A 15,204-nucleotide genomic window follows, 5' to 3' on the forward strand; every position below is an offset into this window, starting at 1 on the left:
TTATTAGTATAGTCCAGATATCAGTAGACATCTTAGAGGCTGTTTTGTCAAAGAGTTCTTGTCTGCCCTCTCTTCGGACGAGCGTTGAGGAGTGATGGTAGCTTTTGAGGAATCGGAGCCTGCGATGTTTGGGCAGTTGGTGGCAGCGGCTCCTGAGTGGGTGGATTGGATGGGTTAACTAAGAACAATTGCAATACTTCTCGGTTAAGAACAAAAGCAAGGTAAAGTGATAATTGTTCACTCACGAGTGTGTTCGGAAAAACTGGTGCAGCTAAAAGATTTCTCCTTAATCACGCCAACGTTAGAAGCAGAGTCAATATTCAAAGCGATAGAAACAGTGATTTCGCCGTCTGTAATTAGACAAACTCTATTAGAAACAAGTAGTTGTGAAGAGCGATCGCGGAAATTACCATCAGCGTTGGTAGTGTGTTTAGTCATAGCGATGAATCTATGGTCATCGGATGCAATGGGGGACGTACTGAAGAATCTGGTGAGTGGATTAAGTAGAGAATGGACGCGATTAGGAAAGTATTGGAAAGTACCAACTAGTTCTTCAATCAGTGAAGCAAGACAGAGGTTGGGATGTCGAGCAATGAGCCAACTGTTCCACAAAATAGTCAGACCATTAGCTACAACGAAAACTCCAGGGGCATTTTTAGGTGGACTACGAGTAATGGCAGTAGACGGTACAGTGTTGGATGTTCCAGATAGCAAGGCTAATGCCAGGGTATTTGGATATCCAGGCAGTAGAAAAGGAACTAGAGCGGCATTTCCTAAAGTACGTTTAGTATTGCTAATTGAGGCGGGAACGCATTTAATTGTTGATGCCTTGATGTGTCCTTACCGCATAGGAGAAAGAGTACGAGCTTTAAAATTACTCCGAGCTTGTAGTCAAGGAATGCTCTTGATGTGGGATAGAGGATTACATTCTTACCGTATGGTTCATGCCACTTTAAATCGAGGATGCCACTATTTGGGGCGAGTGCCAAAGAACGTTAAATTTCCTGTAGACAAGGTTTTAGAGGATGGCTCTTATCTGTCCTGGATTGCTCCAGACCGCAAATCCAAGCACAAAGGTGGGTCAAGAATTCCGGTACGGGTTGTAGAATACACCATTGACTCAGAGAATGGACAACAAACTTATCGTTTGATTACCAGTTTGATGGATATTGCTTTGTTTCCTGCTTTGTTGTTAGCCACAGAGTATCATCAGCGTTGGGAAATCGAAAATACTATTGATGAGCTAAAAACCCATCTCAATGGGCGTAAAACTCCTATTCGTTCTCTTAAACCCCGCGAAGTTGTTCAAGAAATCTACGGTTGGCTTTTAAGCCATTATGCAATTCGCACTTTAATGTTTCAAGCCGCAACTACTGCTTCCATATCTCCATTGCGCTTAGGTTTTACTGGTACTCTCAGAGTTATTCGCCGCGCTATTGCTGATTTTCAAGATGCTAACAGTGAGCAATTACCCTTTTTTTCTCCAAACTAATCCTTGAAATTTTGGAGCAAAAAATTCCGCTAAGGCAAGGCAGAACAAATCCCAGAGTCGTTAAAAAACCTCGTTCAAAGTTTCCATCTAAAAAACCAATCCACAGAGTAACGGGTACTAAACTTCAACCACACACTTTTTTTATTCTTAATACTGCTTAATTCTTAACCGAGAAGTATTGAGAACAATTGCGCTTTTACAATTAGGAATTGGGACTTGATTTGAGTGGATAATTTAGAGTGGTTTTCACTGCACATTTACCAGTACCCACGCGATGCCAAATAGGGAACAAAATATTACCATGATTGCAATAACCTTCCCAATCATAGAGATTCCGCCTTTATTACTTTCCCAGATTAAACCAATTGCCTCACAGCCTTAACTTGTCATCAATGGTCAGGAATAGGTTTTTCGGGGCTTGTCACCCCGAAAAAAAACAACAGATCAGCTTAATTTGTTGAGAATTGCATCAAGTTTACGCTGCATTTCTTGGTTTTGCTGCTCCAGTTTTTCCACTTTTGCTTGTAATTGACCGAGATCGGTATTTGATTCGGCAGCAGGAAGTTGACGAACATCTCTACCAAAACCCATCAAAGCCGGACGTTCCACATAGGTGACACGGTGAAGTACCCGCCAAGCCTTATTTGCTTTACTTTTAGCTTGTCGTAGAGCGCGGGCTTCCTCGCCGTTGCTGGCAAGCCATTCAGGGTCAACCACATAGCTGAAGAAGTCGTGAAAATTGTTGGTACTGCCTTCAAGATAAAAGCTCATAAAGCGGTAACGGTTGACTTTTTCCCCAGGTAGGATGGGGTAGTCGTTGTAGTCAGTAATGCCGCGACCTTCAACACCGCTTAAATCGACGTTTAACTGAATACCCTTGCTACGGGCTTCGGTTTTCATCATCGTTTGCGTAAGGTTAAAGGTTGCTTGGACGGTTAACTCTATACCAACCCCAAATAAACTATAATTCCCTTCATGACCCAAACCTGAACTCATAGTATAGGAACCGCCAATAGAATGTTCAGCCATGTTTGCAAAACTTTGTGCCTCGGCGTGTAAACCTCCATCGGCATCCCAAACATAAGTGTTGACAATATTGCGTTTGCCGGCACGGATTTGGATGTTTTCCATTTTTCTCTGCCAACTAGCAAAACTCGTGCTAGCATGGGCTTTTTTATCTTGATCTTCGATTAGTTTCTCTATCTCTTTTTGTTTCTTGGCTGCTGCTTCTGATTGTTGATCAAAGGCTGCCTGAAGCTCTTTTTCTAATTTGTCCTGTCTTTCTTTCTCAACTTTGTCCTTTTCCTCTTGTGTTAGATTTTCATCTGGTTTGCTCTCAACTTGATTAATAACAATAACGTTGGGAGCATCGCCTTTATTTGTTTCCCGTTCTAATGACGCTTCATCCACTAAAAGGGTATTAAACTGAGCAAAATAGGCTTCTCGATTTTTGTCTTGTTGATCGATTTGTTGTTTGAGATCGTAAGCTTCTTGCAAACGATAGTAACTGGCAGGGTAAAGAGAGCCAAAGCATGAGCGCATTTGAGGGACGTGCTTAAAGAAACGTTGACTGGTGGCACTGCTTCCTGTCATCCCGTCTAAGCTACCACTCATAGTATAGGCAGGATTAATCAAAAAGGTGATGGTATTCACATCTGGAGGAATATTCTCAACAGGGAGAACCTGATAACCAATCATTCTGCCTGTGCGTTGCAGTCGAGTAACAAAAATATCGGTTAAAGCCGAAACAACCAAAGCATAACCGACATTTTTAGGAATGAATCGTTTACCCAAGTGAGGGAAATTAGCATCTTCTTCTTGAGTCCCCGACAATTGTAGTGCGTCAGTCATACCTAGAGATGAGCTTGAGGTGATGCTGCTTTCATTCTGGAATTGGTAGCTGAAGTCTAGATTGCCTTTGAAACCTGCACGGATACCTGTAGTCTTAATTTGCTGTCCTACACCCAAGGGTGCAGTAACAATAGATTGTTCAACATCGCTGCCGATATAGGTATCAGTAGAAGAGCCTAACCCGTTATCTTGCGATCTCTTCCAATTAAATACCACATCTTCTGATAGAGATAATTCTACAGAAGTAGCACCGTTATAGTTGTCCTCTAGGGTTAAATTTTCGCTAGGAATGGGGGGAGCGCCTTCGATATAGCCCACAAGTGTGGGGGCAAACTGACCATTGCCAATCCATTTAAGTTCTAATTCTTCGATGCGTTTGTCGGGTAAGAGGTTAACACCACCAGGGGTAGGAGTGGCAAAAAACCGTCGCATCATAGCTGTTCTGTCTTTACTGACTGTACTGTATTCGCAGCTGACTAGGGCATCGCCAACCATAGAAACTAAGACATCACCAACCATAACTAGGGCGGGGTCTGGGATGAGAATCGCTCCTCCTTGCACTGTGCCATGATTGTTTTTGACGATTTCTCGCACTTTACTTGTTGCACCTTCAAATGTAATGTCATTGAGTGGATAGTAAGCAACTAAACCAGCTTCTTTCCCTGTCAGGCGTTTATTCATATTCGCCTGAATTTCGGTTTCACTAATGGCTTTATTCCAGATACAAACTTCCGCAATCTCACCTGAGAAGAAGTTATCTACTTTACCGATGTAATACGGTTTATTTTCATTATTAAAATTTTGAGGAGCATTCTCTGTTGCACGTAGTTTACCATTTCGGTAAATCTTGTATTGATTCCCATCTTTGACCCAAGCAATATGAACCCAAGCGTTAGCAGCAGTAAAAAAGTTTGGTAGCACTTTATCATATCGCACATCCCCGGATGAGCTATAAGAGTCGTAATGGAGCGCCCCATCTTTAGGACTAACCCATAATGAGGGTGGACGATATTTAATTCCTGGGTTACCAATAAAGCCTTGATAATTTCCGGTGTTTATTCTTGCAGGTTTTATCCAAGCAGAGATGGTAAATGCTGTTGTGTTACTGAATGGGTTCGCAATTTCCACATAATCATCTACCCCGTCAAAGCGCATAACTTGACCACTACCTAATTGACCAATCGGTGCTGCACATCCCCACCAGCTTGCGCCCGCAATTGTGCCGTTACTGCCTTTACCTGTCTGATTTCTGACTTCAGTGCCGTTGGCTTCATTAAAGGGATAATAAGCCACTAAACCAGGTTCATTGCCCGTTAGGAGAACTTTGCTATTGACTTCAATTTCCTCTGGGCTTAGTGCCACCTCCCAAAGACGAATTTCTGCTAATTTACCAGCTTGTTGTTTGCCAGAACTTATATTACCAACCCGTGAAATTGACATTGAAGTGGAAGAGGTTTCAACGGTTGGATTACTATGAAGCGTTCCCATCGATTTGGTAGCAGAGATGTCAATTGCTTCAGACTTATTATCCTTAAGCACAAATTGCCAATAAGCAACTAAATTAGAGTTTTTTTCAGGATTCAGGATTTTTTTGGACATATTCTCCTGAATTTCTGATTGGGTGAGAGTTTTTGTCCAAATTCGGAGTTCTGAGATTTGACCTCTAAATGGCTGATCCCATCCTGCTTTTCCAATATACAGATTGCCTATACCTGTATAGTTATTTGTTGCTGTATACTCCGCTATTTTTTGACCGTCAAGGTAAATCTGTCGCTTTTTGCTAGAAGCATCATAAATACAAGCCCAATGATGCCAGTGAGTATCATTAGCAACGGTAGCATCTAAATCGTTCCCGTAAAATGCAAAGGTAAATTTGGTACTATTTCGGAAGCCAATATGTAATCCCTTATTGGCTTGTGTCGTACCTTGACCTAGAAGGAATTGATTGGTTGTAGAAGTATCAGATCGTTTTGCCCAAAATTCAATAGTAAAACTTTTACTGGCTAAGTTGACCTTATTCCCACAATCAAGATAATTATTGCCATTAAACGCTAAGGATGCTGATGATTCTGCTTTATCTACTTCTTTACCATCAAGATAGAATAGATAAATCTGAGAAGCTTTGTTATCAGTTGTCTGCCCAACAACAGCAAGATGGTGCCAGCCTGTCGATAAGTTCTCTAGGTTGTACCAGCTTTTAGCATTATCCAAATGAATGTATTTTCCATCCCAGATCGAAATTGATCCACTATCGCTATGAGTTAAGGTATTATTGGCTGAACTGTTTTTCGGAAAGGGATAGGAAAACCAAGCCTCAATTGTCCACTCGTTCCCTAAAGAAACAGGGTCTTTTAAAGTGACGACGCTAGTATCTAGATTAAACTTGAGGCAAGTTCTCAAAGAATCAGGAATCCATTGTTCAATCGTCGGATTTTTGCTGTCAGCAGTGGCATCAAAGTTAGTCTGACGCATTCGTCCTTGATCGTCAAAATAGCTGAGTTGGACGTTCCCTTCACAGGTTTCGATCGCACTGAGACGGCTAACAGGACGCACAAACCCCAGTAAAGCACCTTGGGTTACTAGCCCTCGACTATCTGTTTTTAGGAGTGGCATTGTTTGCGGGGTTTGTTGCTGATTGTTAACATTACTGATGAAAGTCTTGTTTAAGGTGTTTATCTCCGTTTGAATTTGGGTAATTTTCTGGTTAACTTGATTTAACCGTTCCTCAAGTTGCTTTTTCTTAGCCGATTGATCGCTGCCACTTAACTTTAAGAGAGCAAGTTCATCTTTAAGTTTAGTCAATTGTTGATTGGCATTTTTTAACTCGGCTTCTTTGGCATTAACGGCTGATCGTGCATTGCCAATGTTATTATTAGTTTCTCCACCAATTTTAATGATTTTCCACTGTTGATGAGTTGCTCCATGTTGCTCCCAACAACAAACACCATAATCTCCACCCCCTCGATCTAACACTCTTCCATCTGCTCGAAGACGAATCAAATAATAATCCCCAGAATACTTCTCTGGCTTCCATTCAAAACTATAGCCACTCCCATAACCGGCATATACTTGAGCTTTCTCTTTAGGATTTGAAGATGGATATAGTGCCAAGTCCAAACCATCCATCATACTGACAATTCGATAGTATCCACTATTGGTTGCGACAAATTTGAAATAATTATTCGCGTAATAGGGATTACCATTAGCTCCTACGTCTGCATAAAGTAGGGCTTTTGACGCTGTATAAACACGGCAAATCCAGCTTTCTTTAACTCGACAGACCAGTTTGCACCAATAATTCAAGGGATTATTCAGTTCTGTTTGATAATTGTTTTGCAGTTGAGTTAATTGATTCTGAAGAGTAGTTATACTTGCTTCTTGATTCTTGATTTCAGTTTCTTTTTTAGTTATGGCTTCTTGTTTTTGTGTTCCATCAAGATTCAAAGTAGCAATGTCCGCTTCTAATTGTCGTTTTTCTTTGAGTAGTAATGCTTCTTCATTTTCTTTGATTTCCAGTGTCTTCAAATCTTGTTGCAAGCTAACTTGATTATCTACTAAAGATGTTAAATTTACATCATCTGTGTACTTAATCTCAGTAATACTGTCAGAAATCAACTGAATTTGATGTTTACAAATTTCCAAAGTATTCCAGTTTCCTGTTATATTGCTAATTCCAAAGGAACGCACTACTGATACCCCATCTGGCACCGTAAAACGACAACTGGCTTTATACCAACTATTGCCTAAACTGATGAATTCCGTTGCTTCTGCTATAATCGTTATCCAATCTTGAGAACGCCGATTTTTCTTGCCTTTATAGGTGATTGCAAAAATTTTAGGATTCGCAGTTGTAGGATCAATATTATTGTTAGTTTTGAATTCAAATTCTTCCGTATAAGTTGCTCGTTCAGATACAGCAAACAAGTCTTCATTTTCGTATTTAATTGCTGGCGTTGATGTACCTGCTAAATTACGATGGAGGGTGACAGAACTAACATAAGCCCCTCCTTTAACAATGCCATCATTGCCATTAACAGAAAAATCAATAACTTTGCGTTCTTTCCCCTCAACAATTGCATCGAGTCGCCAATAACCCACCAAACCAACTTCTTGACCCGTTAGTTGCAGGTACATACTATTTTTGATCTCTTCTGCGGTACGGGCTTTATTCCACAGGCGGAGATCGCTTATTTTACCTGCAAAATTACGATTGGAAATCGTGCCGCTTTTGCCGACCACGTTACTTTTACGTTCGATGATTTTGGGCAGATCCATTAAACCTTGATGAATTTCTAAGCCGTTTTTATATAGTTTGGCGTTCCCAGAAACATCTATTGTCGCTGCTAGGTGTATCCACTGTTTCTGGTTGAATAAAGTTTGTTGACTGTTCGTAACAATACTTGATGTAGTCGAAGAGGAGAATCTTAGTGTATTTATTGTATCTTCAAAGTGCAATGTAATAATATCTTCTGTCTTATTGTTTTTTTTATTGCCAAATTCGATAATTCTTGGCCAAGTTGTTAGTTTGTCCAACCACACCCAAACTTCCACTGTGAATCCTTGCGAGAAGTCGTGATTCATTTCTGGTATATCTAGATAATCCTTTACCCCATCAAAGACAACTCCTCGCCGTTTTTGAGTTTGAAGTTTCGCACTGATGGTGGTTCCGGATTGCCACCTGACACCATCCAAGCTAAAAGTCTGGTCATCAATTTTGGTGACAGTGTAAGTGCCGTTATAGTCTCTAGTATCAACTATCTGTACCCAATCTCCGTCGGTTAATCCATGATTGAAGGATGTTACTCTTAATTTCCCCTGGACTGTAATTTCGTAGGCTGTGACAATACCGTTAAAAATCAACCCTGTTTCTTCATCAGGAACAACTTCCCAATTGCCTCCATCTTTCTTGTCTAGAAGAACTTCAAAGGTATGATTGTCAATAATCTTTGTGACTGGGGAATATAACTGGTTATAATCTTGGCTTTCCGTAATTTTGACTGGGGTGATTGCTGTTTCATCTAAGTTGTTTGTTCGATCAGAGGTCACAAGAACCTTATCTTTTTCTCCTCTGGCAAAACCCGTGATTTTTCCTTCGGGAGGTGGGTTAGTGGTGGCAATGGCTTTGATTTCGTCTAGAGTGTTAAGAGGCAACAACACCTGACGAGTCATACTACGCCGAATAGTGGTGTTATCAGGATTGTCCTTAATCTGGGACAACGTCCCATCGGCCGCCACCGAAAAGCTAATTGCTGCCGCATTCCCCTCACTAGTTCCCACGACTAACATAACGTGTACAGCTTCCCTTAGTAGCTGCATTCCGTCATCGGTTTGTCGTTCCCGTTGTAAGTCGTATTTAGTTGCCGTTAACCCTTTAGCAATCGTCAAAGTCCCTAAATCCAACACACGTTTAATCACACCTGGAATACTACGCGGTTCAGGATCGAGGATAGTATAGTCTTTAACATCAAATAAACCCTCATCAGAAACGCGGAGGGTTGTTAATTCGACTTTTTTACTCCCGTTATTGTAGGCGAAAATATGCCAGCGATATTTATCCTGTTCATTAGTAGGTAATAAAACAACAGAAAACCATCCATTAGCAAGATCATTGATAAGACTCAATTCAGTGGTGGGTTCATAAAATTCATTTCCATTGATATCTCGATAATCTAGGGAATCAACATTAATCAGCCCAGTTGCTACTTTCTGCTGATTTTTGTTGGGTGTATGCTTCTGCTTACTCCGTTTAAAGCGGACTTCTAGTTTACGGGTTAAGGTATTAGTCAATCCGTCGAGAACAAAGCGATCCGCCAACAAAGTATTAGACTTAGACTGACGGAAAATATAAATATACCCTAACCCCGAAATCAACTGCACAGGAGCAACGGCTGACTGATCATGGGTTTTGTAGAGCGATTTCAGCAGGTAAGTTTTATTATTACTTTGATCAGTCAATTCTTCCTTCTCTAGGTCAACAACTGACTTATCTTCAACTTCATTGGGGAATTCTAGCAGTTTCCAGCCTTCCCAGCCTGTTCTGTCTTCCGGTTTCTGGTTGAGGTAACTGTCTTCAAAGCCATCTTGTTTGATCGTGTACCAAATCTTTCCATCACCATCAGTTGCAACAATAACAACCTTCCCTTCATGAGTGATGCTATTGATGTGCTGGAGTTTTTCTTTAGTGAGTAACATTTTTCTACCTCTTTAAACTACAATCATCTAAATCCCTCAAAAGAGGGTTATTACCGCTTATTTACTAGTCTCGTCAATTAAATTTGAACCTCTATTTTGATGTTAGTCAGCACCGACAGACGAGAGCTAGTGTAGCCGCAATTTCTAATCACCTGAATTAGTCTCTGTCTACTGTCTCCTCAAGACTAGATACTTGAGTATATTTGCAGACATTGATTGCTTTAATTACATGAAAATTAGGTGATTTTGTCAAGTATTCAATCCACACAGTTGGATTACTACTTTCATTTTTTTCTGTTTGAAAAGTTGAATACTTTTTATCCATATTTACTAACAAGCAATTTCTAAGCCAGATTTAAAAGGATATTTTTTAGGCTGAAGACAATGCTACTTAAAATTTAAAAATATAGAAGCTGTTTTTTTATAATTGCGTACTTATAAATTTAAGAAATTTAGTTTCTATTTTTCTGCTTATATAGTTGTTTTTAATTAATAATCCATTACACTTACTTTCACTATCAGTAAGCATAATTAGTGAAATATTCAAAAAATGCAACACATAAATTAAGATAGATATTAGCTGTTCTTCGTACATTAATACTTTGAGTAGATAGCCTTTATATACTTAACAGAATTGAGTATATCTAAAACTTTATTTGCTAAGTTCAAATAAAAATATATCTTTACAATTTTATTTTTAATGGAGTAATGATTTTAAAATTGAGTGCTGCTCAATCAAAATATAAAAATAATTATATGATTACATAGTTTAAAACTCTTTCCATCTACATTCCCCTGGGTTAAAGCTTTAAAAGGAAAACCGATATCCCAAGAAAATGCGATCGCATACATCGAAGCAGTCAAAGAATATATCGGCAAAGATATGCGCCAGCTGATTTTTGACTATGAACGCTGGAATGCAAACGAAGCAGGCTGGTACAACCTACCGTGGCTTTGTTCAATTCGTGACCCCATACACGGTACTTACGTGGGTTCTAGCTTTGATCCTAATATGTTTCCCTTATCCGACTTGAAAAAGTCTATGACAACTCATGTTTTGGTTTACTACAATGACATTGCTGGTTACACACTCAGAAAAATATGGGGAGATACAGCAAAAAACCCAGACTTAAGTAATCCTCAGTTTCAGGAAGGAGCCATCATAATTAAAGTTGCTACAACAACCGCTTTAGCAGAAGATTGGCCTGCACTAGAAGGAGCCGCTAAATGGAAGTTATACGCCCCATTAGACAATAACAAGGACTGGAAAAATCCTACATTCTTTGATACATCTGTTTTTCAGTTTGACATCATTGTAAAAGATACGAAAACAGCACCTAAAACAGGTTGGGTATTTGCCACTCTTACCTACAATAAAGAGGCTTTTGGAGATGCTTGGGATCACTTAGTACCTTTAGGTGTAATGTGGGGGAATGATCCTGAAACCAATTCTGCTATTAATCCAAATGCCATTCTTCAGGAAAACTCCATGAATCCAATAGCACTCCTCTATGCTGTGGAAACATTAGGCTATGGTGGTAGGCTTTCTGGCCCTAACGATGGTGCTGTTGTACAAAACGCTTTAGTTGTTGGCAATCCAGGAAAAATACTAGTCAGAGCAAGGGTCTCTAGCTGTATGAGTTGTCATGGTGTAGCTGAATGGCCAATGAAATCTTTTCTTTTGCCTGGGTTTGTAGATAATAATCAAAACCTTGAAATTTATTCTCCTGGAAGCAATAAATTTAATAATTGGTTTCAAGATCGTCCCGGTAATGTTCCACAAGACTCTGGAACTATAGCTTTAGACTACGATATGAATATAGCTTTTAAAGCACTGCCGCTCTGGAACAAATGGTATCAAGCTAACAAAAAGCAACCTAAACTTACTACTCCAACCTTACTTCAAGGAACTCCCAATCCAGTTGAAGTGGTTCCTGCTTATCTCAAAGATTTACTTCTCAACCCAGAAAATACTGGGTATAACGGTTTACCAATCAACAAGTAGTTTATGCAGTGAAGACACTGCCTATTTTACCGAAAATATGTTTATAAGTTTTTAGAGTTTGAAATGGATGTGTTCCTAACGCATCCATCTCTTTTTAGGAAAAATCTTCTACCAAATTGAAAAAGAATTACGACAGATAGATAGCTAAAAAGCTTACCAATCAACCCTTAACCGATCCAAAATCTCAAATCCAATACTCTCAATGAAATACCGCACAATAGAAACAATCCTATCGGCAGCATCAAACTCAGTATCGCTAATACCAATTAAAAATGAAGCTGCATATAATGGAGAAAAGCAAACTTGGTAAGTTAACCCAACCATGAGCCGCCCATTTAAAATTGCGATCGCCGAGAGTGAAGAGGAACTGAAAAAACGTCTACAAACAACGTCTTCGGGAATCCAGAAAGAAAAGTTACAAATGTTGTGGTGGCTGGCGAGTGGTCAAGTTAAGCAACAGCAAGAAATAGGGCAACGTTTGGGTAGAGATACATCAACGGTGACAAGATGGTTGCAAAAGTATAGAGCCAGTGGGCTGTCTGGCTTGCTAGAAATTAAGAAAGCACCTGGAGCAAACCGAAAAATAAATGATGAGGACCTCGCTGCGCTCAAGCAAGAACTGGAAACAGAGAAAGGGTTTGGTAGTTACGGTGAAATAGTCGAGTGGTTGAAACGCCAACATGGGCTGGAGCTTGAGTATGGAACAGTCTATGGTTGGGTGCGATATCGATTGGGTGCGAAATTGAAAGTACCACGCCCTCAAAGCCAAAAACAGGACGAAGAGTTAGTATCGGAATTTAAAAAAAACTCGGCATCATTCTCGTAACTTTGAAACAACATAAGAGCGCAAAACAAATGTGTTCGCTACTTGTGTCAGGATGAAACAAGGTTGGGACTTCACTACTCTCACGGGAAAAGTAATTACCGCTTCAGGCTTTAAACCTACTGTTGAGGTGAAATGGCCGCGGGAAAACTTTTGGATCTATGGTGCCATTGAACCGTTGAGTGGAGATCATTTCCTTTATGAGTACCCAAAACTGGATGGCGAGTGTTTTCAGCAGTTTTTGGACTGGCTATCTGTGCAATTAGGTAGCGATTACGCTATTTTACAGGTTGATCAAGCTCCTGCTCATACCAGTTCCGCAATTAGCTGGCCGGAGAATATTATTCCGCTATTTCAGCCACCATCAGCACCTGAACTTAACCCAATTGAGAGACTTTGGCAGCTTCTCAAAAAACCTCTCAAAAATCAACTTTTTTCTTCTTTACAAGCTTTACGCGAGCGCATCCAAGAAATCTTCGACCAACTGACATTTGAGCAGGTAATTTCTATCTCTTCTTATAACTTTATCCTGGAAGCTCTATTCTATGCAGCTTCATATTAAATTGGTATAAGATTAGCGGCGTTCCTTACATCGCTCACTTACTAAGTGTGGCAGCACTCGTACTGGAAGCTGGCGGAACTGAAGAAGAAGCGATTCTCTGGCTTAGTTCAACAAGACCAAGGAGGCAAATCCACTCGTGAAGAAATCCGCCAGCGTTTCGGTGATGCAGTCGTTGCAATAGTTGATGGCTGCACCGAATCTGACACATACCCTAAACCACCTTGGCAAGAACGCAAGCAAAAGTATTTAGAAAATCTGCGGTGTGCTTCACCCTCAATCCGGCGGGTATCTTTGGCAGATAAGCTGCACAATGCGAGGTCATTATTGGCAGACTTACGACAACATGGCACTAGCATTTGGCAACAGTTTAAGACTGGCAGGGAAGGAACATTATGGTTTTACCAACAGTTGCAGCAAGTTTATAGTGCAGGTGGTTCCGACTTTTTGACCCAGGAGTTTTCACAAGTGATTCAAGAGCTTTGCGATGCAAGCTAAGAGTTTGCTTCTTTTTTAATCCCCATTCGGGGACTTATGGCAGAGCGCGATCGCGTTGGAATTTTTAATTGTCCCCTTGCGGGGTAATTGGGTTTGGAAACTCTTACGAATTGGCTCAAGTATGACGTGATGAAGTGTTTCAGTCCCCTTGCGGGGTAATTGGGTTTGGAAACCTACCGCAAGCCATACAGTAACAGACACTCATTCATGTTTCAGTCCCCTTGCGGGGTAATTGGGTTTGGAAACTGTTTCTCTGGCGATCGCTAGAATCCAGTCGTTGAGTTTCAGTCCCCTTGCGGGGTAATTGGGTTTGGAAACACTTGATTGTTCTTTCGATGACCATTATCGTAAAATGTTTCAGTCCCCTTGCGGGGTAATTGGGTTTGGAAACGTCATACTGTACTATCTTTGTATCAGACCAGCGTAAGTTTCAGTCCCCTTGCGGGGTAATTGGGTTTGGAAACCAGGTAAGGCGGGGAGCATCAATTTTCTCATCATATATAGAGAGTTTCAGTCCCCTTGCGGGGTAATTGGGTTTGGAAACATGACCCGATCAGACTTGCCATACTTCACACATCAGTTTCAGTCCCCTTGCGGGGTAATTGGGTTTGGAAACTAAACTTTTTCAGTAAATCCTGACGATTTGCTGAGTTTCAGTCCCCTTGCGGGGTAATTGGGTTTGGAAACTTGACAAGAGAGCGATCGCGCCCCAGCATCACAAATTGTTTCAGTCCCCTTGCGGGGTAATTGGGTTTGGAAACTCTTTTTAATTTGGAGAATAAAGCTATGATTTTAGAGGTTTCAGTCCCCTTGCGGGGTAATTGGGTTTGGAAACTTTTGAAAAAAATATCAGACGTAGAAATTGAAATTTGTTTCAGTCCCCTTGCGGGGTAATTGGGTTTGGAAACTTTCATTTCTGTATTTTCTGTGTCTATTCTATTATATGTTTCAGTCCCCTTGCGGGGTAATTGGGTTTGGAAACCAATAGGCACTATGTCATCTGGTTTAAATTTTAAATGTTTCAGTCCCCTTGCGGGGTAATTGGGTTTGGAAACCGACCCTGAAGAACCTACGCAGTGGACACAATTCACGTTTCAGTCCCCTTGCGGGGTAATTGGGTTTGGAAACTGCTCGAAGCTGAAACTGTTACAGAGCAAGCTTCCTGGGAAGCGATTTGACGAACCTCAAAAAAGAGTCGATTTCAGCCGCTATTATTGCAACTCATTCTCAACTTCCCTGATTGGTGAAACGCTGTAATTATTATGTTGTCAAGGTTCTGGCGATTTTGACGAGTCTCCAGGGTTTTTGACCCCGCTTCGACTTGCCAAACATCAAGCTGATTACCTAATCATAAGATGAGTATTTTCTATTGTCGAGTTTTTTACACTTTAGATCAATCCGTAACCCCATATTCTTGCTCAATCACACTTAGCAGCTTTTCTTCCACATCAGTCAAATATGATCGCTTCAGTTCCCCCAAATACTTCAACATAGCCCTACCAGCTTCTTCCAAATTCTCGCTCTCCTGCAACCGTGTGATGCGATCGCATATCTCCTGCATCTGCTGACATTCCTGGGGTAAGTAATCATAAGATTTGAGATGCTGCACCCCAACAGTCATTTCGCTATTCCAAGTTCTCACAGTGCAACTAAACTCATGGGCGGCAACCACTATGCACCAACAGCCACCCTTACCTTTAACCCTCTTGTACCAAATGGAGAGAACCCAATCGCTGTCAGCTTCAGAATCAAGCTTTGATATTGTTTTCCAAAAGTGGTACAAG

6 protein-coding genes, 1 pseudogene and 1 CRISPR repeat array are annotated in these 15,204 nt (G+C 40.7%); of the genes and pseudogenes, 5 read left to right on the top strand and 2 right to left on the bottom strand.

Annotated features, from left to right (window positions below; all coding sequences use genetic code 11):
• Positions 1-355 precede the first annotated feature (355 nt).
• Positions 356-1,492: an IS4 family transposase gene (locus tag H6G75_RS31185; protein WP_313934925.1), complete on the top strand. Its 1,137-nt coding sequence runs from the start codon at positions 356-358 to the stop codon at positions 1,490-1,492.
• 444 nt (positions 1,493-1,936) lie between these two features.
• On the opposite strand, the gene H6G75_RS31190 is transcribed toward H6G75_RS31185, so the two are convergent.
• Positions 1,937-9,535, bottom strand: a complete 7,599-nt coding sequence (locus tag H6G75_RS31190) for a LamG-like jellyroll fold domain-containing protein (RefSeq protein WP_190983753.1) — start codon at positions 9,533-9,535, stop codon at positions 1,937-1,939.
• Positions 9,536-10,418: 883 nt separating this feature from the next.
• Between H6G75_RS31190 and H6G75_RS31195 the strand changes: the two genes are divergently transcribed.
• From H6G75_RS31195 to H6G75_RS31210, 4 genes are all read left to right on the top strand, one after another.
• On the top strand, positions 10,419-11,540 hold the full coding sequence (locus tag H6G75_RS31195; RefSeq protein WP_190983754.1) for a hypothetical protein: 1,122 nt from the start codon (positions 10,419-10,421) through the stop codon (positions 11,538-11,540).
• A gap of 322 nt (positions 11,541-11,862) precedes the next feature.
• Positions 11,863-12,366 (top strand): helix-turn-helix domain-containing protein, encoded by a 504-nt coding sequence (locus tag H6G75_RS31200; protein ID WP_190983755.1) that lies wholly within the window; start codon positions 11,863-11,865, stop codon positions 12,364-12,366.
• 31 nt (positions 12,367-12,397) lie between these two features.
• Positions 12,398-12,925 carry an IS630 family transposase gene (locus tag H6G75_RS31205; protein WP_190983756.1) on the top strand — a complete coding sequence of 176 codons (528 nt, stop codon included), beginning with the start codon at positions 12,398-12,400 and terminating at the stop codon, positions 12,923-12,925.
• Positions 12,926-12,970: 45 nt separating this feature from the next.
• Positions 12,971-13,420, top strand: a complete 450-nt coding sequence (locus H6G75_RS31210; protein ID WP_313934924.1) for an HD domain-containing protein — start codon at positions 12,971-12,973, stop codon at positions 13,418-13,420.
• A gap of 64 nt (positions 13,421-13,484) precedes the next feature.
• A CRISPR array of direct repeats spans positions 13,485-14,548; the repeat unit is 37 nt; unit sequence GTTTCAGTCCCCTTGCGGGGTAATTGGGTTTGGAAAC.
• Positions 14,549-14,813: 265 nt separating this feature from the next.
• On the opposite strand, the pseudogene H6G75_RS33325 reads toward H6G75_RS31210, so the two are convergent.
• A pseudogene (locus H6G75_RS33325) lies at positions 14,814-15,204 on the bottom strand (hypothetical protein); the annotation flags it as partial.

The organism is Nostoc sp. FACHB-280 (genome assembly GCF_014697615.1).
Taxonomy (GTDB): domain Bacteria; phylum Cyanobacteriota; class Cyanobacteriia; order Cyanobacteriales; family Nostocaceae; genus Nostoc_B.

Coding starts and splice junctions, on each gene's coding strand:
- H6G75_RS31190 (WP_190983753.1), bottom strand. CDS start 9,535: ATGTTACTCACTAAAGAAAAACTCCAGCACATCAATAGCATCACTCAT.
- H6G75_RS31195 (WP_190983754.1), top strand. CDS start 10,419: ATGCGCCAGCTGATTTTTGACTATGAACGCTGGAATGCAAACGAAGCA.
- H6G75_RS31200 (WP_190983755.1), top strand. CDS start 11,863: ATGAGCCGCCCATTTAAAATTGCGATCGCCGAGAGTGAAGAGGAACTG.